The organism is Pseudomonas sp. P1_C12 (assembly GCF_056406435.1).
Genome location: NZ_JBFUAE010000008.1, coordinates 232,920 through 255,013, shown reverse-complemented (window position 1 = coordinate 255,013; position 22,094 = coordinate 232,920). Strand labels below are relative to the sequence as shown.

The following is a 22,094-nucleotide window of genomic DNA, read 5'->3' as shown; positions in this document are numbered from 1 at the left end:
TGTTGGCCTTCGCGCCACGGCTCATTCTTGCTTGAGGTCCGCTAAATACTATGTCCATGACTCCCCGTGAAATCGTCCACGAACTTAACCGCCACATCATCGGCCAGGACGATGCCAAGCGCGCCGTCGCCATTGCCCTGCGCAACCGCTGGCGCCGCATGCAGCTGCCTGAAGAGCTGCGCGTTGAAGTCACGCCAAAGAACATCCTGATGATCGGCCCGACCGGTGTCGGTAAAACCGAGATCGCCCGTCGCCTGGCAAAATTGGCCAATGCGCCGTTCATCAAGGTCGAAGCGACCAAGTTCACCGAAGTCGGCTATGTCGGCCGCGACGTCGAATCGATCATTCGTGACCTGGCCGATGCCGCGATCAAGCTGCTGCGCGAGCAGGAAATCGTCAAGGTTCGCCACCGCGCCGAAGACGCTGCTGAAGAGCGCATCCTCGACGCACTGCTGCCACCGGCACGCATGGGCTTCAGTAGTGACGACGCCCCGACTGCCGACTCCAACACCCGTCAGCTGTTCCGCAAGCGCCTGCGCGAAGGTCAGCTGGACGACAAGGAGATCGAAATCGAAGTCGCCGAAATGGCCGGCGTCGACATCTCCGCGCCACCGGGCATGGAAGAAATGACCAACCAGTTGCAGAGCCTGTTTGCCAACATGGGCAAAGGCAAGAAGAAAGCCCGCAAGCTCAAGGTCAAAGAAGCGCTGAAGATGGTGCGCGACGAAGAAGCCAGCCGCCTGGTCAACGATGAAGAGTTGAAGGCCAAGGCCCTGGAAGCGGTCGAGCAGCACGGCATCGTGTTCATCGACGAAATCGACAAGGTCGCCAAGCGTGGCAATTCCGGCGGCGTCGATGTGTCCCGCGAAGGCGTGCAGCGTGACTTGCTGCCGCTGATCGAAGGCTGCACCGTCAACACCAAGCTGGGCATGGTCAAGACCGACCACATCCTGTTCATTGCTTCCGGTGCGTTCCACCTGAGCAAGCCAAGCGACCTGGTGCCGGAACTGCAAGGTCGTCTGCCGATTCGTGTTGAACTCAAGGCCCTGAGCCCGGAAGATTTCGAGCGCATCCTCAGCGAACCGCACGCCTCGCTCACCGAGCAATATTGCGCACTGCTGAAAACCGAAGGCCTGGACATCGAGTTCCAGCCGAGCGGCATCAAGCGCATCGCGGAGATCGCCTGGCAGGTCAACGAGAAAACCGAAAACATCGGTGCCCGTCGACTGCACACCCTGCTCGAGCGCCTGCTCGAAGAGGTGTCGTTCAGCGCCGGCGACCTGGCCAGCGTCCATGACGGCAAGGTGATCCAGATCGACGCCGACTACGTCAACAGCCACTTGGGCGAATTGGCGCAGAACGAAGACCTGTCCCGTTATATCCTGTAGGTCACCTACTCTCCTGTGAGAACGAAACACTTGTAGGAGCTGCCGCAGGCTGCGATCTTTTGATCTTGCTTCAAAAACCAGATCAAAAGATCGCAGCCTGCGGCAGCTCCTACAGAACGTTCCACATAGACGGACGACCCGCCATGACCCAACTCCCCACCGACATCAAGCTGCACAAAGCCTCGAAAACCCTGACGCTCAAATACGCGTCCGGCGAGGAATACACCCTGCCCGCCGAGTTCCTGCGCGTGCACTCGCCTTCCGCCGAGGTCCAGGGCCACGGCAAACCCATCCTGCAATTTGGCAAGATCAACGTCGGCCTGACCAAGGTAGAACCGGCCGGTCAGTACGCACTGAAACTGACCTTCGATGACGGTCACGACAGTGGCCTGTTCACCTGGGAATACCTCTACGAGCTGGGGCGACGTTATGACGCACTCTGGGAAGATTATCTGGCCGAGCTCAAAGCCGCCGGAAAAACCCGCGACCCGAACGAATCCGTCGTCAAGCTGATGCTCTAATCCGAGCCTCTTGCTCTTTAGAGGGCATTTTCTAATTTCATCTGTTTGAATGCTCCGCTTCAGGGCCACCGACTGGCCTGCTTGCGAAAAAAATTAAACTCGGGTAACCAATGGAACTGGCAAGTTCCCTGCAGTGCTCTCTGCATTAAAAAAGCAGCAATGCAGTATTAACGGTCACCCCGAGCAGTAGTACCTGGCATTGGCTGTGTGACTACACAGCAGGACCCGGTACTCGTCTCAGGACAATGGAGCGTCGTAGATGAGTAAACAGAATAACGATGACTTGAAGTATCAGGCCTCGGAAAACACCTTGGGGCTGAATCCTGTCGTTGGGCTGCGTGGAAAGGATCTACTGGCATCTGCTCGCATGGTACTCAGGCAGGCCATCAGGCAACCAGTGCACAGCGCGAAGCATGTTGCGCATTTCGGTCTTGAACTCAAGAACGTACTGTTCGGCAAATCCGAGCTGCAACCGACCAGCGATGACCGTCGCTTCGCGGATCCGGCCTGGAGCCAGAACCCGCTCTACAAACGTTATCTGCAAACCTACCTGGCGTGGCGCAAGGAACTCCACGACTGGATCGACGACAGTAACCTGCCAGCCAAGGATGTCAGTCGCGGGCACTTCGTGATCAACCTCATGACCGAAGCTTTCGCGCCGACCAACACGGCGGCCAACCCCGCGGCGGTCAAGCGTTTCTTCGAAACCGGCGGTAAAAGCCTGCTCGATGGTCTCTCGCACCTGGCCAAGGACCTGGTGCACAACGGCGGCATGCCGAGCCAGGTCAACATGGGCGCCTTCGAGGTCGGCAAGACCCTTGGCGTGACCGAGGGTGCGGTGGTCTTTCGCAACGACGTGCTGGAGCTGATCCAGTACAAGCCGATCACCGAGCAGGTGCATGAACGCCCACTGCTGGTGGTACCGCCGCAGATCAACAAGTTCTACGTGTTCGACCTGAGCCCGGACAAGAGCCTGGCGCGGTTCTGCCTGCGCAACAACGTGCAGACCTTCATCGTCAGCTGGCGCAACCCGACCAAGGAGCAGCGTGAGTGGGGCCTGTCGACCTATATCGAAGCGCTCAAGGAAGCGGTCGATGTGGTCACCGCCATTACCGGCAGCAAAGACGTGAACATGCTCGGCGCCTGCTCTGGCGGCATCACCTGCACCGCGCTGCTGGGCCACTACGCGGCAATCGGCGAGAACAAGGTCAATGCCCTGACCCTGCTGGTCAGCGTGCTCGACACCACCCTGGACAGCGACGTGGCCCTGTTCGTCGACGAGAAAACCCTCGAAGCTGCCAAGCGCCACTCCTACCAGGCCGGCGTCCTCGAAGGCCGCGACATGGCGAAAATCTTCGCCTGGATGCGCCCCAACGACCTGATCTGGAACTACTGGGTCAACAACTACCTGTTGGGCAATGAACCGCCGGTGTTCGACATTCTGTTCTGGAACAACGACACCACCCGATTACCCGCCGCGTTCCACGGCGACCTGATCGAGATGTTCAAAAGTAACCCGTTGACCCGTGCCGATGCACTGGAAGTGTGCGGCACGCCGATCGACCTGAAGAAAGTCACCGCCGACATCTTCTCGCTGGCTGGCACCAACGACCACATCACCCCGTGGCGTTCCTGCTACAAATCGGCGCAACTGTTCGGCGGCAACGTTGAATTCGTGCTGTCCAGCAGCGGGCACATCCAGAGCATTCTGAACCCGCCGGGCAATCCGAAATCGCGCTACATGACCAGCACCGAAATGCCTGTCAATGCCGATGACTGGCAGGAAGAGTCGACCAAGCATGCCGACTCCTGGTGGCTGCACTGGCAGGCATGGCAGGCGCAGCGTTCGGGCAACCTGAAAAAGGCTCCGCTGAAACTGGGCAACAAGGCCTATCCAGCGGGTGAAGCGGCGCCAGGCACCTATGTGCATGAGCGGTAACTGATACACCTCGCTATCCCTGTAGGAGCTGCCGCAGGCTGCGATCTTTTTTCTTCAACATCAAAAGATCGCAGCCTGCGGCAGCTCCTACAGAGGGTCGAGGAAGAATTCGAGATAGCGACCCACAGGGCCAGAAGCATGCCGCAACCCTTCATATTCCGTACCGTCGATCTGGATGGCCAGACGCTCCGCACGGCGGTACGCCCCGGCAAGCCTCACTTGACGCCCCTGCTGATTTTCAACGGTATCGGCGCCAACCTGGAGCTGGTGTTCCCGTTCATCGCGGCGCTGGATCCGGACCTGGAAGTCATCGCCTTCGACGTACCCGGTGTCGGTGGTTCGTCGACGCCGAACCGGCCGTATCGTTTTCCGGGGCTGGCGAAACTCACGGCGCGGATGCTCGACTATCTCGACTACGGGCAGGTCAACGTCATCGGCGTGTCCTGGGGTGGCGCCCTGGCCCAACAATTCGCCTACGACTATCCGGAGCGCTGCAAGAAACTCGTACTGGCGGCGACGGCGGCGGGTGCGGTGATGGTGCCGGGCAAGCCGAAAGTGCTGTGGATGATGGCCAGCCCTCGACGTTACATCCAGCCATCCCACGTGATCCGCATTGCGCCGATGATCTACGGCGGCGCGTTCCGTCGCGACCCGACGCTGGCCGCGAGCCATGCGGCCAAGGTGCGTTCGGCGGGCAAGCTCGGTTACTACTGGCAGCTGTTCGCCGGCCTCGGCTGGACCAGCATTCACTGGTTGCACAAGATCCGCCAACCGACCCTGGTACTGGCCGGCGACGATGACCCACTGATCCCGTTGGTCAATATGCGCTTGCTGGCCTGGCGGATTCCCAACGCCCAGCTGCACATCATCGATGACGGGCATTTGTTCCTGATTACCCGGGCCGAAGCGGTGGCCCCGATCATCATGAAATTCCTGGAAGAGGAGCGCCAGCGCGCGGTGATGCATCCGCGTCCGGCGCCATTGGGCGGCTAAACCACTGCCTCAGCGGTCGGCAGGACGCCACGCCGCGCAACAACCCGTTACAGCGTCTATGGTGTTCTGGTTCGGTGTATTTGTTTTTGGCCTGAAGACGAAGGAGTGTTGACTCATGCGCGAGAAACCAGCGAGGGATTCCCTACCGACTCCCGCCGCGTTCATCAATGCACAGAGTGCGATTACCGGCCTGCGCGGCCGGGATCTGTTGTCGACCCTGCGCAGGGTGGCCGCCCATGGCTTGCGCAATCCGGTGCACAGCGCCCGACATGCCCTCAAGCTCGGTGGTCAGCTTGGCCGTGTGCTGCTGGGTGAAACCCTGCACCCGACCAACCCGCAGGACGCTCGCTTCGCCGACCCGGCGTGGAGCCTCAACCCATTTTATCGCCGCAGCCTGCAGGCCTATTTGAGCTGGCAGAAACAGGTCAAGAGCTGGATCGACGAGAGCAACATGAGCCCGGACGACCGCGCCCGCGCCCACTTCGCTTTCGCCTTGCTCAACGACGCCGTATCGCCCTCCAACTCCCTGCTCAATCCACTGGCGATCAAGGAAATTTTCAACTCCGGCGGCAACAGTCTGGTGCGTGGCATCAGCCATTTGGTGGACGATCTGCTGCACAACGATGGCCTGCCCCGGCAAGTCACCAAGCAAGCGTTCGAGGTTGGCAAGACGGTCGCCACCACTACCGGTGCCGTGGTGTTTCGCAACGAGCTGCTGGAGTTGATCCAGTACAAGCCGATGAGCGAAAAGCAGTATTCCAAGCCCCTGCTGGTAGTACCGCCGCAAATCAACAAGTACTACATTTTCGACCTGAGCCCGCACAACAGCTTCGTCCAGTACGCCCTCAAAAACGGCCTGCAAACCTTCATGATCAGTTGGCGCAATCCGGATGTGCGTCACCGCGAATGGGGGCTCTCGACCTACGTGGAAGCCGTGGAAGAGGCCTTGAATGTCTGCCGGGCGATCACCGGCGCACGCGAGGTCAACCTGATGGGCGCCTGCGCCGGCGGGCTGACCATTGCCGCGTTGCAAGGTCACTTGCAGGCCAAGCGGCAGCTGCGCAGGGTGTCCAGCGCGACCTATCTGGTGAGCCTGCTCGACAGCCAGCTGGACAGCCCCGTTTCGCTGTTCGCCGACGAACAGACTCTGGAGGCAGCCAAGCGCCGCTCCTATCAGAAAGGTGTGCTGGACGGCCGCGACATGGCCAAGGTCTTCGCCTGGATGCGCCCCAATGATCTGATCTGGAGCTACTTCGTCAACAACTACCTGCTGGGCAAGGAGCCACCGGCGTTCGACATCCTCTACTGGAACAACGACAACACGCGTTTGCCGGCCGCCCTGCATGGCGACCTGCTGGACTTCTTCAAGCACAACCCGCTGACCCACCCGGGCGGGCTGGAAGTGTGTGGCACGCCGATCGATTTGCAGAAGGTCACCGTCGACAGCTTCAGCGTCGCTGGCATCAACGATCACATCACACCGTGGGATGCGGTGTATCGCTCGACGCTGTTGCTGGGTGGCGAGCGGCGCTTCGTGCTGTCCAACAGCGGACATGTGCAGAGCATCCTCAACCCGCCGAGCAACCCGAAAGCCAACTACGTCGAGAACGGCAAACTGAGCAGCGATCCCCGCGCCTGGTACTACGACGCCAAGCATGTCGACGGCAGTTGGTGGACCCAATGGCTGAGCTGGATTCAGGAACGTTCCGGCGCGCAGAAGGAAACCCACATGGCGCTCGGCAACCAGAACTATCCACCGATGGAGGCAGCACCCGGTACTTATGTGCGCGTGCGCTGACGTTCAACGCGCCACGGCCTCTGCCGGCCGTGGCAAGACCCGATCATTAAGAAGACTGGATGAAAACCCGCGACCGGATCCTCGAATGTGCCCTGCAGTTGTTCAATCAAAAGGGCGAACCGAATGTCTCCACCATGGAAGTTGCCAATGAAATGGGCATCAGCCCGGGCAACCTCTACTACCACTTCCACGGCAAGGAACCGTTGATTCTCGGGCTGTTCGAGCGCTTTCAGGGCGAACTGACCCCCTTGCTCGACCCACCGGCCGATGTCGAACTGGCACCGGAAGACTACTGGCTGTTCCTGCACCTGATCGTCGAACGCCTGTCCCACTACCGGTTTCTCTTCCAGGACCTGTCGAACCTCGCCGGACGCCTGCCGAAACTGGCCAAGGGCATTCGCAACCTGCTCAATGCACTCAAGCGCACACTGGCGTCGTTGCTGGCGCGACTGAAGGCACAAGGACTGCTGATCAGCGATACCCAGGCACTGGGGCAATTGGTGGAGCAGATCACCCTGACGCTGCTGTTCTCACTGGATTACCAGCGGATTCTCGATCGCGAAGGCGAGGTGCGGCTGGTGGTTTACCAGATCATGATGCTGGTGGCGCCACACTTGCTGCCACCGATCAAGGTCGCGACTGAGCAGATGGCGATGGAGTACCTGGAAGAGCATTAAGATCAAAAGATCGCAGGCTGCGATCTTTTTTCTATACACAAACAAAAACGCCCGACCTTCACAGGCCGGGCGTTTTCTAGAGCCCTGAGAATCAGGACTGACTGGTTGGCGTCGATGGAGCTGGCGCGGCAGTCGGGGTGACAGCAGGGGTTGGCGCGGCAGCGGAGTTCGATGCGCTGACCAGAGCTGCCGGCGTTGCCGGTTTGGCAGCTGCCACTGCTGGTTTTGGCGCGGCGGCTTTTGGAGCTGCCGGCTTTTTCACCGCTGGTTTTTTTGCCGCAGCGGGTTTGGCCGCTGCAGTTTTCGCTGCAGGCTTGGCGGCCGGTTTAGCCGCTGGTTTGGCAGCGGCTTTTGCGGCGGCCGGTTTGGCGGCTGCAGTTTTAGCCGCAGGCTTGGCAGCAGGTTTAGCCGCTGCTTTTGCCAGTGGCTTAGCTGCGGTTTTGGCGGCCGGCTTGGCAGCAGGTTTGGCCGCCGCGGTTTTCGCCGCAACAGGCGCAACCTTGGCACCGGTCAGTTTTTCGATTTGCTTGGTCAGTGTTTCGACCTTGCTGTGCAGTGCCTTCACTTCGTTGCGGCTCGGTACGCCCAGACGCGAAATGGCGCTGTTCAGACGCTTGTCAAAGGCGCCTTCCAGCTCATCCCACTTGCCCAGTGCGCGATCTTTCACGCCGCTGATGCGCGACTTGGCCGAGGAAGCAGAGTCCTTGGCGGCGTCGACTGTCTTGCCAACAGCGCTCTTGGTGAGCTTCTCGGCTTTCTCGCCGTCCTTAACCAATGCATCGAAGAGCTTGCTGCCGTCAGTGTCGATCTTCGAGTACACGCCTAAACCAGCCAGCCAGATTTTTCGGGAGTAATCTTCAACCTTCCCGATCCACGAGCTGCCTTCTTTTTCGGTTTTCTTTTTAACAGCCATCCCGTTCTCCTTAAGATTTACGCGCGACACGTTCGAGCAATGCCGTCAGCTCATCGAGCTTAGCAGAGAGTGTCTCAACGTCATGTTTAGACGGAATGCCGATACGATTCAAGGCACTTGCGACACGCGTGTCGAACGCCTTCTCGACCTTCTCGAGTTGAACTTCGACGCGTCCTTTGAAAGTGCTGACTTCACTCTTGGCTTCATCGATTTCGGCATTGGCCGCTTCCAGTTTCTCGGCGACTACTTTTTTGCCTTTCTTTTCAACAACCTGACCAGCCTTGATCAACTCTTGAAAGTATTCGCTGCCCTCTTGACCGACCTTGGCGTAGGCGCCCAGGCCTGCCAGCCAGATCTTGCGGGCATAGGATTTGACGTCGCTCAGCGTGCCGGTCGACGGGTCGGTTTTTTTCTTCAAAATAACTTTGGCCATGGTGCACCTCACGCGCAGAAGGTTTGAGGAACTGCCCGGATAAGTGTCGGGCTCTGGCACAAAGTAGGGAGAAAAATTAGAAACGGCACCCTAACAACTGACATGAACCTTTGAACACACCACATCAAAAACTGTAGGAGCGGGCTTGCCCGCGAAGGGGCCGGTACATCCACCATATTGTCTGTGGCTGAACTACCGCCTTCGCGGGCAAGCCCGCTCCTACAGGGGTATCGGTTCGGTGCGAAGGCGGGATCAGACCAACGCTTTATCCAGCGCCTTTTCGATTTCCGCTTTGATCATGCCACTCATGGCCGACATCATCAGGCCCAGTTCCACGTCGACCTTGATCGAATCTTCACTGACATGCACCGCGCCCTTCACACCCGAGCGCTTGAGATTCAGGGTGTCGCCGGACCACTGCGGCTCCAGGCCATACTGATCGGAAAGTTTCTGCGCCAGCTTGTCGGCCTTCTCGCGAGCCGCTTCCTTACCCAGGCCATGGGCACGTTCAACACTAATACGGGCCATCAAATAACTCCTGCTTTATGGATGCTTTCCCGAGGCATCTTGACCCCTGCTGTGTCAAAACGTCCCGATGGTTACCCATCTTACCTTCAGCCTTGCCAAGACAAAGCATGCCTTGGGGATTAGAATGTCGCGCATTCTCTTTTGGTGACAGCGATATGACTGATCAGCGCAAAGGCAGCGATGCCGAACCCACCACTCACTTCGGCTTCAAAAACGTTCCGGAAAGCCAGAAAGCGGAAAAAGTCGCTGAGGTTTTCCACTCGGTAGCCGCCAAATATGACCTGATGAACGACCTTCTGTCGGGCGGCATGCACCGTCTGTGGAAGCGTTTCGCGATCGAACTGTCGGGCGTGCGCACCGGCAACCGCGTGCTGGATATCGCCGGCGGTACCGGCGACCTGACCCGCAAGTTCTCGCATCTGGTAGGCCCGACCGGCCAGGTCGTGTTGGCCGATATCAACGAATCCATGCTCAAGGTCGGTCGTGACCGCCTGCTGGACCTCGGTGTGGCCGGCAACGTCGAATTCGTCCAGGCCGATGCGGAAAAACTGCCGTTCCCGGACAACCATTTCGACTGCGTGACCATCGCCTTCGGCCTGCGCAACGTGACCCACAAGGAAGATGCCCTGCGCTCGATGCTGCGTGTGCTCAAGCCTGGCGGCCGTTTGCTGGTGCTGGAATTCTCCAAGCCGACCAACGCGCTGATGTCCAAGGCCTACGACGCCTACTCGTTCGCCTTCATGCCGCTGATGGGCAAGCTGATCACCAACGACTCGGAAAGCTATCGCTACCTGGCCGAATCGATCCGCATGCACCCGAACCAGGAAACCCTGAAGTCGATGATGGTCGAGGCCGGTTTCGACCGCGTGACCTATCACAACATGACCGCAGGCATCGTTGCCCTGCACCGCGGCATCAAGCCCTGATGCTGCTCGCCGGCCTGCTCGCCAGCGTTGAACTCGGCCTGAACCGGGTGCTGCGTCTCGACAGCACGGCGCTGCCGCGGCTGGCGCATTTGAGCGGCAGAGTGATTGCCGTCGACTGTCGCAGCCCGGCGCTGCAACTGTTCATCCTGCCCAGCGACGAAGGCCTGATGCTCGCTTCCCAGTGGGAAACCGGCGCCGACTGCACCTTGCGTGCACCGGCCTCGAGCCTGTTGAAACTGGCCATGAGCAAGGACAAGACTTCTGTTCTGCACGCCCCTGAAGTCGAACTCGACGGCGACAGCGGCGTGCTGCTGGAACTGGCGGTGATCCTCCAGGACCTGGAGCTGGACTGGGAGTACGAACTCTCGCGCTGGCTGGGGCCGGTGGCCACGCAACTGCTCGGCGGTCATCTGCGCAGCCGCGCCCGCTGGTATCAGCAAGGTTTTGCCAGCCTGGGCCAGAACCTGGGCGAATACCTGGCAGAAGAATCGCGCACCCTCGTCGGCCAGCGCGAAGCCGAAGCCCGATTCAGTGAGCTGGACCAGATCAAGCTCGATCTGGAACGTCTCGAGGCGCGTTTCGAGCGCCTTTCCCGATCCCTCGACCCAAGCGATAACGCATGAAGCTGCTTGCCGTCCGCCGTTTGTTGCGCATCCAGCGCGTCGTGATCCGCTACCGCCTCGATGACCTGCTGTTCGCCCTGCCACTGCCCTGGTTCCTGCGGGCGCTGCGTTATGTCCTGCCGTGGCGCTGGTTCCCGCGCAAGACCCTGGACCTCAGCCGTGGCGCGCGCTTGCGCCTGGCGTTGCAGGACCTGGGGCCGATTTTCATCAAGTTCGGGCAGATCCTGTCCACCCGCCGCGACCTGTTGCCCGAAGACATCGCCGACGAACTGATGAAGCTGCAGGACCGCGTTCCGCCGTTCGACTCGCAAGTGTCGATCAAGCTGATCGAAGAACAGCTGGGCAAGAAAATCAGCGACGTGTTCAGCCGTTTCGACGTCGAACCGCTGGCCTCGGCCTCAGTGGCGCAGGTGCATGCCGCGCAACTGAAAACCGGTGAAGAAGTGGTGGTCAAGGTGATCCGCCCTGGCCTCAAACCGGTGATTGCCCAAGACCTGGCGTGGCTGTTCATCCTCGCTCGCGCCGCCGAAAAACTCTCGGCCGATGCGCGCCTGCTGCACCCGGTGGACGTGGTCAGCGATTACGAAAAAACCATCTACGACGAACTCGACCTGCTGCGCGAGGCGGCCAACGCCAGCCAGTTGAAGCGCAACTTCGACGGTTCGCCGCTGCTGTACGTGCCGCAAGTCTATTGGGACTGGTGCCGCCCGAAAGTGCTGGTGATGGAACGCATCTACGGTATTCAGGTTACCGATCTGGCGACCCTGGCCGACCAGCGCACGGACATGAAGATGCTCGCCGAGCGTGGCGTGGAGATTTTCTTCACCCAGGTGTTCCGTGACAGCTTCTTCCACGCCGACATGCACCCAGGCAACATTTTCGTCAGCACCGTGAATCCGTGGAGCCCGCAGTACATTGCGATCGACTGCGGCATCGTCGGCAGCCTGACCCCGGAGGACCAGGATTACCTGGCGCGCAACCTGTTCGCCTTCTTCAAGCGCGATTACCGTCGCGTGGCGCAGTTGCACATCGATTCGGGCTGGGTGCCGGCGGAAACCAAACTCAACGAATTCGAAGCAGCGATCCGCACCGTGTGCGAGCCGATCTTCGAAAAACCGTTAAAAGATATTTCCTTCGGTCAGGTGCTGATGCGCCTGTTCCAAACTGCGCGCCGCTTCAACATGGAAGTGCAGCCGCAGTTGGTCTTGCTGCAAAAAACCTTGTTGAACATCGAAGGCCTGGGCCGCCAGCTGTACCCGGACCTCGACCTGTGGAACACCGCGCAGCCGTTCCTCGAACGCTGGATGCGCGAGCGAGTCAGCCCCAAAGCCCTGCTCGGCAACGTGCACAGCCAGTTCGAACAGATCCCGCACCTGGCCAACATGGCCCGCGACCTGCTCGAACGCATGTCCCAACCCCACGCCTACGACCCGCCGCCAGCGTGGCACCGACGCCGCGATGACTGGTTCCTGCGCCTGCTCGGCACGGCGCACCTGGCCGGGGGCGCCATCCTTGCCGCTGGCGGCCCGCTGAACCAGTTGGCTTACTGGCCGGCCGGCATCATGATGGCGGTCGGCTTGTATCTGGTCGTGCGCCGATAGCCAGTTGGCTGAACGACTGGCACACTGTTTCAACGCCTGAGCTCGACTATTGAAGTGTCGAGCCCGCTGTCGGAGTCGAAGATGAAAAACTGGCTGGACGAGATCAAGTGGGACGCCGACGGCCTGGTGCCGGCGATTGCCCAGGATCACAAGACCGGGCGCGTCCTGATGATGGCCTGGATGAACCGCGAAGCACTGGAACTGACCGCTGCCGAGAACCGCGCCATCTACTGGTCGCGCTCCCGTGGCAAGCTGTGGCGCAAGGGCGAAGAGTCCGGCCACGTGCAAACCCTGCACGAGATGCGTCTGGACTGCGACGCCGACGTCATCATCCTGATGGTTGAGCAGGTCGGCGACATCGCCTGCCATACCGGCCGCCAGAGCTGCTTCTACCGCGTCTTTGAAAACGGCGACTGGACAACGGTCGACCCGGTGCTCAAAGATCCGCACGCCATCTACTGCGCAGGGCACACACATGAGTGACACACTGACCCGTCTGGCCGAGGTACTGGAAGAGCGCAAAGGCGCCGCCGCCGACAGCTCGTATGTCGCCAGCCTGTATCACAAGGGCTTGAACAAGATTCTGGAAAAAGTCGGCGAAGAGTCGGTCGAAACCATCATTGCCGCCAAGGACGCCGCCATCAGCGGCGACTGCAGCGATGTGATCTACGAAACCGCCGATTTGTGGTTCCACAGCATGGTCATGCTCGCCCAATTGGGGCAGCATCCACAGGCTGTACTCGATGAACTGGACCGTCGCTTCGGTCTCTCCGGACACGCCGAGAAAGCCTCGCGCCCGTCCGCCTGAATAACTATTAGAGAGGAGCAGCAGCATGGGCATTTTTGACTGGAAACACTGGATCGTCATCCTGGTTGTCGTGGTACTGGTGTTCGGCACCAAGAAACTGAAAAACCTCGGCACTGACGTCGGCGAATCGATCAAGGGTTTCAAGAAAGCCATGAACGACGACGAAAAACCGGCTGACCCGAATGCGAACCCGGCCCAACCGGTGCCACCGGTACAGCCACAGGCCTCGGTGAACCAGCCGCACACCATCGACGTGCAGGCACAGAAAGTCGAAGAGCCGATCCGCAAAGACGTGTGAGCACTGACTAATGTTTGGTATCAGCTTCTCTGAACTGCTGCTCGTCGGCCTCGTCGCCCTGCTGGTGCTGGGCCCCGAGCGTTTGCCGGGCGCTGCGCGCACCGCTGGCCTGTGGGTCGGGCGTCTGAAGCGCAGCTTCAACGCGATCAAACAGGAAGTTGAACGTGAAATCGGTGCCGACGAGATTCGTCGGCAACTGCACAACGAGCACATCCTGTCGCTTGAGCAGGAGGCGCGGAAAATCTTCACCCCGACCCAGCAGGAGCCGACGCCGGTGGAGCATGTGGGAGAGCAGACGATTCATTCGCCTGCCGCTGCCGCCGCGACAACACCTGCACCTGCTGTTTCGGCCGCGCAACCCGCGCCCGTTGTGGCAGCGACTCCGGTTGAACCCGTTGCTCCAGCCGCTGCGCCGACAACGACGGCGCCTAACGACACCACTTTGCCGCCGCGAGCCCCATGAGCGATCTCCCTGAAAACGACCAGCACATGCCGCTGGTTTCGCACCTCACCGAGTTGCGTACCCGTCTGCTGCGCTGCGTAGCGGCGATCTTCATCATCTTTGCCGGGCTGTTCGCCTTCACCCAGCAGATCTACACCTTCGTCTCCACTCCGCTGCGCGCGTACCTGCCCGCCGGCGCGACGATGATTGCCACCGACGTGTCGTCGCCGTTCCTGACGCCACTGAAGCTGACCATGATGGTCTCGCTGTTCCTGGCCATCCCGGTGATCCTGCACCAGATCTGGGGTTTCATCGCCCCGGGCCTGTACAAGCATGAAAAACGCATTGCTGTGCCGTTGCTGATGTCCAGCATCGTGTTGTTCTATGCCGGCATGGCGTTCGCCTACTACCTGGTGTTCCCGCTGATCTTCAAGTTCTTCGCCGCTGCCACCCCGGCCGGCGTGGAAATGATGACCGACATCACCAGCTACCTCGATTTCGTCATGACGCTGTTCTTCGCTTTTGGCGTGGCGTTCGAAATCCCGGTGGCCGTGGTGCTGCTGGTGTGGATCGGCGTAGTCGACGTCAAATACCTGAAGAAAATCCGCCCGTACGTGGTCATCGGCTGCTTCGTGGTCGGCATGATCCTGACGCCGCCGGACATCTTCTCGCAGACCCTGCTAGCCGTGCCGATGTGGTTGCTGTTCGAAATCGGCATCCTGTTTGGCAGCCTGATCAGCAAGCGTGGCGAGCACCCGGACGACCAGCCGGCTGACGACAACAACGACCAGCCGCCAGCGACTCAACCGTGAACCTGCTGCTGCTCGAAGAAGCCGATTTCATTGCGGCCGACCGGGTGATCCTGCGTGATCGCCGGTTGACCCACATGCAGGAAGTCCACCGCTGCGAAGTGGGCGACAGCATGCGTGTCGGGCGGATCGGCGGGCTGATGGGCTCGGCCGAAGTGCTGCGCCTGGACACCGGCGAAGCGGAATTGCGCGTCACCCTCGACCAGCCACCACCAACCAAGCTGCCATTGACCCTGGTATTGGCCCTGCCACGCCCCAAGATGCTGCGCAGGGTGTTCCAGACCGTGGCGGCCATGGGTGTGCCGCGGATCGTGCTGGTCAACAGCTATCGCGTCGAGAAGAGCTTCTGGCAGACCCCGTTCCTGGAGCCCGAGGCGATTCGCGAGCAGTTGATCCTCGGCCTCGAACAGGCCCGGGACAGCGTGCTGCCGCAAGTCGTCATCGAGAAGCGCTTCAAGCCGTTCGTCGAAGACCGTTTGCCGGCGATTACCGAGGGCACCCTCGGCCTGGTGGGGCATCCGGGCAATTACCCGCCCTGCCCTCGCGCACTCAGCGAACCGGTGACCCTGGCCATCGGCCCCGAGGGTGGCTGGATTCCCTACGAGATCGACCTGCTGGGCAAGTCTGGCCTGCAACCGGTGCAACTGGGCGAGCGCATTCTCCGGGTCGAAACCGCCGTAACCGCGCTGCTGGCACGACTTTTCTAACACTGCGCGCCCTCTGTAGGAGCTGCCGAACGCGGCCCGAGCCTTCGGCAGCTCCTACAGAATCTCTGCATGCCGCCGATATACCCCCCACAAAACCAAATTGTGGTCCGGGGAGTTTCAGCATGTACCAATGGCTAGCCGAGAATCTGGGAAACGTCAGCGTCAAACGCAAGCTGGGGATCGGCTTCGGCCTTGTGCTGTTACTGACCCTGCTGATCACCTTCACGGGCTGGAGTGGCCTGAGCGGTGTGACCAGCCGTGGCGATAAACTGGGGTTCATCGCCAGTCTCAACGACCTGACCAAGGACCTGCGCATTGCTCGCCTGGATTACGAGATGCGTCGCGGCGAACAAGGCCCCGGCGCCGTCAACGAGCTGTTGGGCAAACTCGAAAGCGGCCTGCAGACCGCCCGCGGCCTGATCGAGCAACCGGCTGATACGGCCATGGTCGATCAACAACTGGCCGCTGTCGCCGAATACCGCCGTGCCTTCAGCGACATGAACCAGGCCGGCGCCCAGCGTGAAGACGCCCGCAGCAAACTCGGCGCCACCGCCGACAATGCCGTGGCCCGCGTCGCCGAAGTGGAAAAATCCATGCTGCAAGGTGACAGCGTGACCGCCTTCAATAGCGTGATCGACCTGAGCAAACTGATCCAGCAGGCGCGTTTCCAGGTTCGCGGCTACACCTACAGCGGCAAGAGCGAAGCCGAACAGCCAGCCCTCGACGCGATCGACAACGCCCTGAAGAACCTCGAGAGCCTGCCGGCCAAACTGCCTGAAGAACACATCGCCAACCTGCAACAGGCGACTGATTCACTGAAGGCCTACCGCGCCGCCGTCAGCCAGTTCCGCGACTCCCAGGTGGCCAGCGCCAAGGCTCTGGTACGCATGTCTGCCCAAGGCGACATCCTGTTGGGCATGAGCCAGAAACTCACCGTCTCGCAAACCGTCGTGCGTGACACCGACGCCGCCCATGCCAAGAACATGCTGACCCTCGCCACTGTACTGGCCATCGCCTTCGGCCTGCTGGCCGCCTGGGCGATCACCCGGCAGATCATCATTCCATTGAACCAGACCCTGGCCGTCGCCGAGCGCGTCGCCAGTGGCGACCTGACCCACAACCTGACGTCGCAGCGCCGCGACGAACTCGGCCAGTTGCAGCGCGCCATGCAGAGCATGACCCAAGGCCTGCGCGAACTGATTGGCGGCATCAGCGATGGCGTCACGCAGATCGCCAGCGCCGCCGAAGAACTGTCTGCGGTCACCGAGCAGACCAGCGCCGGGGTCAACAGCCAGAAGGTCGAGACCGATCAGGTCGCCACCGCCATGAACGAAATGGCCGCCACCGTGCAGGAAGTCGCGCGCAACGCCGAAGAAGCCTCCGAAGCTGCCGTCGCCGCCGACCAGCAGGCCCGCGAGGGCGACAAAGTGGTGGGTGAAGCCATCGCCCAGATCGAACGCCTGGCCGCGCAAGTCGGTCACTCCACCGAGGCCATGGGCGAACTCAAGCGCGAAAGCGACAAGATCGGCAGCGTGCTCGACGTGATCAAATCCGTGGCCCAGCAAACCAACCTGCTGGCCCTCAACGCGGCGATTGAAGCCGCCCGCGCCGGTGAAGCCGGGCGTGGTTTTGCCGTGGTGGCAGACGAAGTCCGCAGCCTGGCCCAGCGCACCCAGAAGTCCACCGAAGAGATCGAAGAGCTGATCGTCGGCCTGCAAAGCGGCACGCAACAAGTGGCGACCATCATGGACAACAGCCGCAACCTGACTGACAGCAGTGTCGAACTGACCCGCCGCGCCGGCGGCTCACTGGAAAGCATCACCCGCACCGTCTCGGCGATTCAGGCGATGAACCAGCAGATCGCCGCTGCCGCCGAACAACAAAGCGCCGTGGCCGAAGAGATCAACCGCAGTGTGCTCAATGTGCGAGATGTGTCGGATCAGACGTCGGCGGCAAGTGAAGAGACGGCGGCGTCCAGCGTTGAGCTGGCGCGGTTGGGGACGCATTTGCAGATGCTCGTGGGCAGGTTCAAGGTATGAGTGAAACCCCATCGCGGGCAGGCTCGCTCCCACACTGACCGGCTCAGACACAACGCCTGTGCCAGGCGCCGGCCCTGTGGGAGCGAGCCTGCTCGCGATTGGAACGACGCGGTGTAACTTTGAACCCCCCAAAAAAAACCCGCTTTCGCGGGTTTTTTCATCATGCCAACTGAGGCTGTTCGCTCATCGGTTTGAGCGGCAGCAGCGGCGCGTGGGGATCGGCCTTGACCGATTTGCGCCATGCGCCCAGCCACTCCGCGTGGCCTTCGCTCCAGACCTGCTCATGCAAGCGAGCCAAGGCCACCGGGTCGCTCAACAGTTGCACACGCTCGTTGTTGGTCAGGCCTTCAGGTCCAACCTTCATCGCGTGTCGCACCCGCTCGACCCGCAGCCATTCGATCGGCTCGGCCTGACGGTGACGGGAGGTCGCCAGCGAGCACGCCAGGGCGTTCTGCTGTGGATCGACCACCGAACGGACGAAGCCGTCGTTCAGCGCATGCCAGCGGTTTTCGTGGGTGTACTGGTCGGTGGCCAGCAACGCCTGCGGCGGATTGTATTCCTCAGGGATCAGGAACAGGCTCTCATCACGGGACTTCAGGCCCAAACCGACGCGACTGGAGATCACCGATACCGGGATCGACAGCATCAACGAACCGACAATCGGCACCAGCCACCACAGGAAGCTCGGGTTCAGCCAGATCACCAGCATGGCCCAGAAGAAGCCCAGCAAGGTCTGCGGGCCGTGGCGCTTGACCGCTTCGCTCCACGGCGTGGAGTCGTCGTCACGTTGTGGCGAGTTCCAGGTCGCGGCCCAGCCGAGGAATGCGGCGAGGACGAAACGAGTGTGGAAGATCATCCGCACCGGCGCCAGCAGCATGGAGAACAGCATCTCCAGCAGCATCGACAGGGTCACCTTGAACTTGCCGCCGAACTCTTTCGCACCCTTGGCCCAGATCAGGATGATGCTCAACAGTTTCGGCAGGAACAGCAGCACGATGGTGGTCGAGAACAGCGCAATCGCCTTGTCCGGGTGCCATTGTGGCCACAGCGGATAGAGCTGGCGCGGTTCGAGGAAGTACTGCGGCTCCATCAGCGTATTGACCGCCAGCAGCGCGGTCGACAGCACCAGGAAGAAGAACCACAACGGCGCCGACAGGTAGGACATCACGCCGGTCAGGAACACCGCGCGGTGCACCGGGTGCATGCCCTTGACCAGGAACAGGCGGAAGTTCATAAGGTTACCGTGGCACCAGCGACGGTCACGCTTGAGTTCGTCCAGCAGGTTTGGCGGCAGTTCTTCATAGCTGCCCGGCAGATCGTAGGCAATCCACACGCCCCAGCCGGCACGGCGCATCAACGCGGCTTCAACGAAGTCGTGGGACAGGATCGAGCCGGAGAACGCGCCTTTACCCGGCAACGGCGCCAGGGCGCAGTGGTCGATGAACGGCTTCATGCGGATGATCGCGTTGTGGCCCCAGTAGTGCGACTCGCCCAGTTGCCAGAAGTGCAGGCCGGCGGTGAACAGCGGGCCGTACACGCGAGTGGCGAACTGCTGCATGCGCGCATACAGGGTGTCCATGCCCGACGCCCGTGGCGCGGTCTGGATGATCCCGGCGTCCGGCGTGGCTTCCATCAGGCGCACCAGACTGGTCAGGCACTCGCCGCTCATCACGGAGTCGGCATCGAGTACGACCATGTACTTGTAGTCACCGCCCCAACGACGGCAGAAGTCGTCGAGGTTGCCGCTTTTACGTTTTACGCGACGACGGCGGCGGCGGTAGAAGATCTTGCCGAAGCCCCCGGCTTCACGACAGACATCCAGCCAGGCCTGTTGCTCGGCGACACAGATATCGGCGTCGTTACTGTCGCTGAGGACAAAGAAGTCGAAGCGGTCCAGGTCACCCGTGGCCGCAACCGACTCGAAGGTCGCCCGCAGACCGGCGAATACCCGAGGCACGTCTTCATTGCAGATCGGCATCACCAGGGCGGTGCGCGCATCTTTCGGTATCGGCTCGTTGCCGGCACTTTTACCGGAGATACGGTATTTATCGTGGCCGGTCAGCAACTCCAGGAAGCCCATCAGCGCGGTCCAGAAACCGGCCGATACCCAGCAGAACAGAATCCCGAACAGGATCAGGATGCTGGTCTGCAAGGCATACGGCAGCACTTGCGTGGCGGTTTGCAGCAGCGGTTGGTGCAGCACTTCGTTGAGGTCGACGAACGACCAGCCCTGGTACGGCATGATGCCTTTCATGTACCAGCCGGCGACGATGGTCTGGCCGAGCATCAGCAGCAACAGAATGTAGCGACGGATCGAACCCACGGTACGCCAGCGCGCCGCCGGCAGGACACGTTCGTCCTTCGGCGGCGCCGGCGGGTTGGTACGACCGGTCATCCGACGCCAGCCACGCACCAGAATGTTGGTGCGCCACGGCTCCGGCACGACCTTGGTCCGCCGAATCGGCGGGGTCGCCTTGAGGCAAACCCGGCCGTTGGCGTCGAGCGCCAGCATTTCCGCGTCCTGCAGCTCTTCGGCGGTGCTCAGGGTCAGGCGTTTGCCGACCGAAGCCTGGGCGGCTTCGGTCGGGGCGTCGAACGTCGATGACGACAGGCGTTCGTGCAATTCGCTGAAAGACTGGCAGCCCGCGAGTTCCGCGCGCTGCTGGTCGGTCATCGGCAGATGCGCCAGATACTCGGAGAGAGTTTCTGGCCGTACTTGAGAGTTACTCATCGGCAGGCAACTGATAGCTCCAGGTCTCGGTCAGGACTTCTTCAGTCGGGGCCGATTCCGGTGTGGCTGGGGCCGCGTCGGCAGCGGCAGGCTGCTTGGCGTCTTTATTGGCCTTGTCCTTGGCATCTGCAACAGGCTTCGCTTCAGCCTGCTTGGCCTCCGCTTGCCTGGCTTCCTTGTCCGCTTTCTCTTGTTGCTTGGCGGCAACCTTGTCGGCCTTGGCAACCGACGAGTTCGACGCTGGAATCGAAGTCTTGGCCAGATCCGCCGGCACGATGTTCTGTACCAGTGCGGCACGCATCTCGGTGGACTTGCCCGGGTCCTTGATCTTCATCCGCAGGGTCAGGCGCCAGCCCTTGGTTTCAGGGTTATAGCGCACGCTGTTTTCCACCAGCTCGGCATTGTCGCCGACGCTGACCTGGCTGCGAACGTCCGTATCGGCCGGCAATGCCGCCAGGGATGGGCCTTCGAAGTCCACCAGGTAGGCAACGCTGCCGTCCGGCTGACGAATCAGGTTGGACTGTTTGACGTCACCAGTGGAACGCAGGGTCTGTTTGACCCAGGCGCTGTCCGGCGCGTGAATCGAGTCTTCATCCATGGTCCAGTGCATACGATAAGCGACATCGAGCGGCTGGCCAGGTTCCGGCAATTTTTCCGGATTCCAGAAGGCTACGATGTTGTCGTTGGTTTCGTCGGCGGTCGGTATCTCGACCAGGTCGACAGTGCCCTTGCCCCAGTCACCCTTCGGCTCGATCCAGGCGCTTGGGCGCTTGTCGTAACGATCGTCGAGGTCTTCGTAGTGGCTGAAGTCGCGGCCACGTTGCAGCAGACCGAATCCGCGCGGGTTTTCCACGCTGAAGTTGCTCACAGCCAGGTGTTTCGGGTTGTTCAGCGGACGCCAGATCCACTCGCCGTTGCCGGCATGGATCGCCAGACCGCTGGAGTCGTGCAGTTCGCGACGGTAGTTCAGTACCTTCGACGGCTGGTTGGCGCCGAACAGGTACATGCTGGTCAACGGGGCGATACCCAGTTTGCCGACCTTGTCACGCAGGAACATCTGCGCCTTGACGTCGACGATGGTGTCGCTGCCCGGACGCAGGGTCAGGCGATAGGCGCCGGTGGCACGAGGTGAGTCCAGCAGGGCGAAGATCACCAGGTGCTTGTCGCCTGGCTTGGGCTGCTGAATCCAGAACTCGCGGAAACGCGGGAATTCTTCGCCGGATGGCAATGCGGTATCAAGTGCCATGCCGCGAGCGGACAAACCATAGACGTGACCCTTGCCGACGACGCGGAAGTAGCTCGCGCCGAGCATGGTCATGATTTCGTCTTGCTTGTCGGCCTTGTTGATCGGGTACAGCACACGGAAACCGGCATAACCCAGTTGTTCGGTGGCCTTGGGATCGAACTGCATGTCGCCGAAGTCGAAGCGACTCGGGTCGTATTTGATCTCTTCGACGGTGTTCGCGGTGATTTCGTTGATTTTCACCGGCGTATCGAAATGCATGCCCTGGTGATAGAAGGACAGCTTGAACGGCGTCTTCTGATCAGCCCACTCGGCTTTTTCCGTCAGAAAGCGAATTTTCTGATAGTCCGCGAATTTCATGTCGCGGAACTCGTTCGGCAGGTTACTGCGCGGCGCTTCGTATTTCTGCCCGGCCAGCTCTTTTGCCTTGGCCGATACATCATCCAGACTAAATGCCCAAAGCTGGCCGGCGCTGAGCAGGCAGAGCAATGCAGAGCCCGCTACCAGGGCGCTGCGTAGCCGTTTGGCAGACAATTTTGGTGCGTTACAGGGACTAACAATCACGAGCAACCCTCGCCGAAAACAGATCAAAAAACCAACGGCCAGTTAAAGGGTCTGCTCGGTGTACGGTATGAAAAAACCGCCCTTGCAAACCACTCTTGCCAAGTTGGCGAGCA

21 protein-coding genes and 1 pseudogene are annotated in these 22,094 nt (G+C 60.8%); 17 read left to right on the top strand and 5 right to left on the bottom strand.

What is annotated here, in order from left to right; translation table 11 throughout:
• Nucleotides 1-50 precede the first annotated feature (50 nt).
• The 6 genes from hslU to AC1D19_RS16610 all read left to right on the top strand — a co-directional run bounded on the left by hslU (nt 51) and on the right by AC1D19_RS16610 (nt 7,316).
• Entirely contained in the window at nt 51-1,388 is a 1,338-nt protein-coding gene (gene hslU / locus AC1D19_RS16635; protein ID WP_477763821.1) for an HslU--HslV peptidase ATPase subunit, read from the top strand.
• A 143-nt stretch (nt 1,389-1,531) separates the two neighbouring features.
• The gene (locus AC1D19_RS16630) at nt 1,532-1,909 is read left to right on the top strand and encodes a gamma-butyrobetaine hydroxylase family protein (RefSeq protein ID WP_477752181.1); all 378 of its coding nucleotides are present in this window, start codon (nt 1,532-1,534) and stop codon (nt 1,907-1,909) included.
• Nucleotides 1,910-2,168: 259 nt separating this feature from the next.
• Entirely contained in the window at nt 2,169-3,848 is a 1,680-nt protein-coding gene (gene phaC, locus AC1D19_RS16625) for a class II poly(R)-hydroxyalkanoic acid synthase (protein ID WP_477763820.1), read from the top strand.
• Between the two features lie 138 nt (nt 3,849-3,986).
• Complete coding sequence (gene phaZ, locus AC1D19_RS16620; protein ID WP_347910147.1) at nt 3,987-4,841, top strand: poly(3-hydroxyalkanoate) depolymerase; 855 nt, start codon at nt 3,987-3,989, stop codon at nt 4,839-4,841.
• 115 nt (nt 4,842-4,956) lie between these two features.
• Nucleotides 4,957-6,639: a class II poly(R)-hydroxyalkanoic acid synthase gene (phaC, locus tag AC1D19_RS16615; protein ID WP_477763819.1), complete on the top strand. Its 1,683-nt coding sequence runs from the start codon at nt 4,957-4,959 to the stop codon at nt 6,637-6,639.
• 59 nt (nt 6,640-6,698) lie between these two features.
• Nucleotides 6,699-7,316, top strand: coding sequence for a TetR/AcrR family transcriptional regulator (locus tag AC1D19_RS16610; protein ID WP_477763818.1), 618 nt, complete (start codon nt 6,699-6,701; stop codon nt 7,314-7,316).
• Between the two features lie 91 nt (nt 7,317-7,407).
• Here AC1D19_RS16610 and AC1D19_RS16605 read toward each other — a convergent pair whose 3' ends face one another.
• The 3 genes from AC1D19_RS16605 to AC1D19_RS16595 all read right to left on the bottom strand — a co-directional run bounded on the left by AC1D19_RS16605 (nt 7,408) and on the right by AC1D19_RS16595 (nt 9,190).
• Nucleotides 7,408-8,229 carry a phasin family protein gene (locus AC1D19_RS16605; RefSeq protein WP_477763817.1) on the bottom strand — a complete coding sequence of 274 codons (822 nt, stop codon included), beginning with the start codon at nt 8,227-8,229 and terminating at the stop codon, nt 7,408-7,410.
• Nucleotides 8,230-8,239: 10 nt separating this feature from the next.
• Complete coding sequence (locus tag AC1D19_RS16600; protein WP_477752186.1) at nt 8,240-8,662, bottom strand: phasin family protein; 423 nt, start codon at nt 8,660-8,662, stop codon at nt 8,240-8,242.
• Nucleotides 8,663-8,914: 252 nt separating this feature from the next.
• Nucleotides 8,915-9,190: a polyhydroxyalkanoic acid system family protein gene (locus tag AC1D19_RS16595; RefSeq protein ID WP_015093124.1), complete on the bottom strand. Its 276-nt coding sequence runs from the start codon at nt 9,188-9,190 to the stop codon at nt 8,915-8,917.
• Nucleotides 9,191-9,345: 155 nt separating this feature from the next.
• On the opposite strand from AC1D19_RS16595, the gene ubiE reads away from it, so the two are divergent.
• From ubiE to AC1D19_RS16540, 11 genes and pseudogenes are all read left to right on the top strand, one after another.
• Nucleotides 9,346-10,116 carry a bifunctional demethylmenaquinone methyltransferase/2-methoxy-6-polyprenyl-1,4-benzoquinol methylase UbiE gene (gene ubiE, locus AC1D19_RS16590; protein WP_007989286.1) on the top strand — a complete coding sequence of 257 codons (771 nt, stop codon included), beginning with the start codon at nt 9,346-9,348 and terminating at the stop codon, nt 10,114-10,116.
• Nucleotides 10,116-10,739, top strand: coding sequence for a ubiquinone biosynthesis accessory factor UbiJ (locus tag AC1D19_RS16585; RefSeq protein WP_477763816.1), 624 nt, complete (start codon nt 10,116-10,118; stop codon nt 10,737-10,739). The genes ubiE and AC1D19_RS16585 overlap by 1 nt, the downstream gene beginning before the upstream one ends.
• Nucleotides 10,736-12,340 (top strand): ubiquinone biosynthesis regulatory protein kinase UbiB, encoded by a 1,605-nt coding sequence (ubiB, locus tag AC1D19_RS16580; protein ID WP_477752188.1) that lies wholly within the window; start codon nt 10,736-10,738, stop codon nt 12,338-12,340. The genes AC1D19_RS16585 and ubiB overlap by 4 nt, the downstream gene beginning before the upstream one ends.
• Before the next feature lie 81 nt (nt 12,341-12,421).
• On the top strand, nt 12,422-12,823 hold the full coding sequence (hisI, locus tag AC1D19_RS16575) for a phosphoribosyl-AMP cyclohydrolase (RefSeq protein WP_477752189.1): 402 nt from the start codon (nt 12,422-12,424) through the stop codon (nt 12,821-12,823).
• Nucleotides 12,816-13,148 carry a phosphoribosyl-ATP diphosphatase gene (locus AC1D19_RS16570; protein ID WP_008047820.1) on the top strand — a complete coding sequence of 111 codons (333 nt, stop codon included), beginning with the start codon at nt 12,816-12,818 and terminating at the stop codon, nt 13,146-13,148. The genes hisI and AC1D19_RS16570 overlap by 8 nt, the downstream gene beginning before the upstream one ends.
• A gap of 25 nt (nt 13,149-13,173) precedes the next feature.
• Nucleotides 13,174-13,446 (top strand): twin-arginine translocase TatA/TatE family subunit, encoded by a 273-nt coding sequence (locus AC1D19_RS16565; RefSeq protein WP_108216223.1) that lies wholly within the window; start codon nt 13,174-13,176, stop codon nt 13,444-13,446.
• 10 nt (nt 13,447-13,456) lie between these two features.
• Complete coding sequence (gene tatB, locus AC1D19_RS16560) at nt 13,457-13,909, top strand: Sec-independent protein translocase protein TatB (RefSeq protein WP_477763815.1); 453 nt, start codon at nt 13,457-13,459, stop codon at nt 13,907-13,909.
• A complete protein-coding gene (tatC, locus tag AC1D19_RS16555) occupies nt 13,906-14,700 on the top strand; it encodes a twin-arginine translocase subunit TatC (RefSeq protein WP_477759706.1) in 795 nt (264 codons plus the stop codon). The genes tatB and tatC overlap by 4 nt, the downstream gene beginning before the upstream one ends.
• Nucleotides 14,697-15,404: a 16S rRNA (uracil(1498)-N(3))-methyltransferase gene (locus tag AC1D19_RS16550; RefSeq protein WP_477763814.1), complete on the top strand. Its 708-nt coding sequence runs from the start codon at nt 14,697-14,699 to the stop codon at nt 15,402-15,404. Before tatC ends, AC1D19_RS16550 begins: the two co-directional genes overlap by 4 nt.
• 122 nt (nt 15,405-15,526) lie before the next feature.
• A pseudogene (locus AC1D19_RS16545) lies at nt 15,527-16,588 on the top strand (methyl-accepting chemotaxis protein); the annotation flags it as partial.
• On the top strand, nt 16,571-17,443 hold the full coding sequence (locus AC1D19_RS16540) for a methyl-accepting chemotaxis protein (RefSeq protein ID WP_477763835.1): 873 nt from the start codon (nt 16,571-16,573) through the stop codon (nt 17,441-17,443). The pseudogene AC1D19_RS16545 and the gene AC1D19_RS16540, both read left to right, overlap by 18 nt.
• Nucleotides 17,444-17,603: 160 nt before the next feature.
• On the opposite strand, the gene mdoH is transcribed toward AC1D19_RS16540, so the two are convergent.
• Together mdoH and AC1D19_RS16530 are read right to left on the bottom strand one after the other, a co-directional pair.
• Nucleotides 17,604-20,174, bottom strand: a complete 2,571-nt coding sequence (mdoH, locus tag AC1D19_RS16535) for a glucans biosynthesis glucosyltransferase MdoH (RefSeq protein WP_477752193.1) — start codon at nt 20,172-20,174, stop codon at nt 17,604-17,606.
• Nucleotides 20,167-21,981 carry a glucan biosynthesis protein gene (locus AC1D19_RS16530; RefSeq protein ID WP_477763813.1) on the bottom strand — a complete coding sequence of 605 codons (1,815 nt, stop codon included), beginning with the start codon at nt 21,979-21,981 and terminating at the stop codon, nt 20,167-20,169. The genes mdoH and AC1D19_RS16530 overlap by 8 nt, the downstream gene beginning before the upstream one ends.
• Between the last annotated feature and the right edge of the window lie 113 nt (nt 21,982-22,094).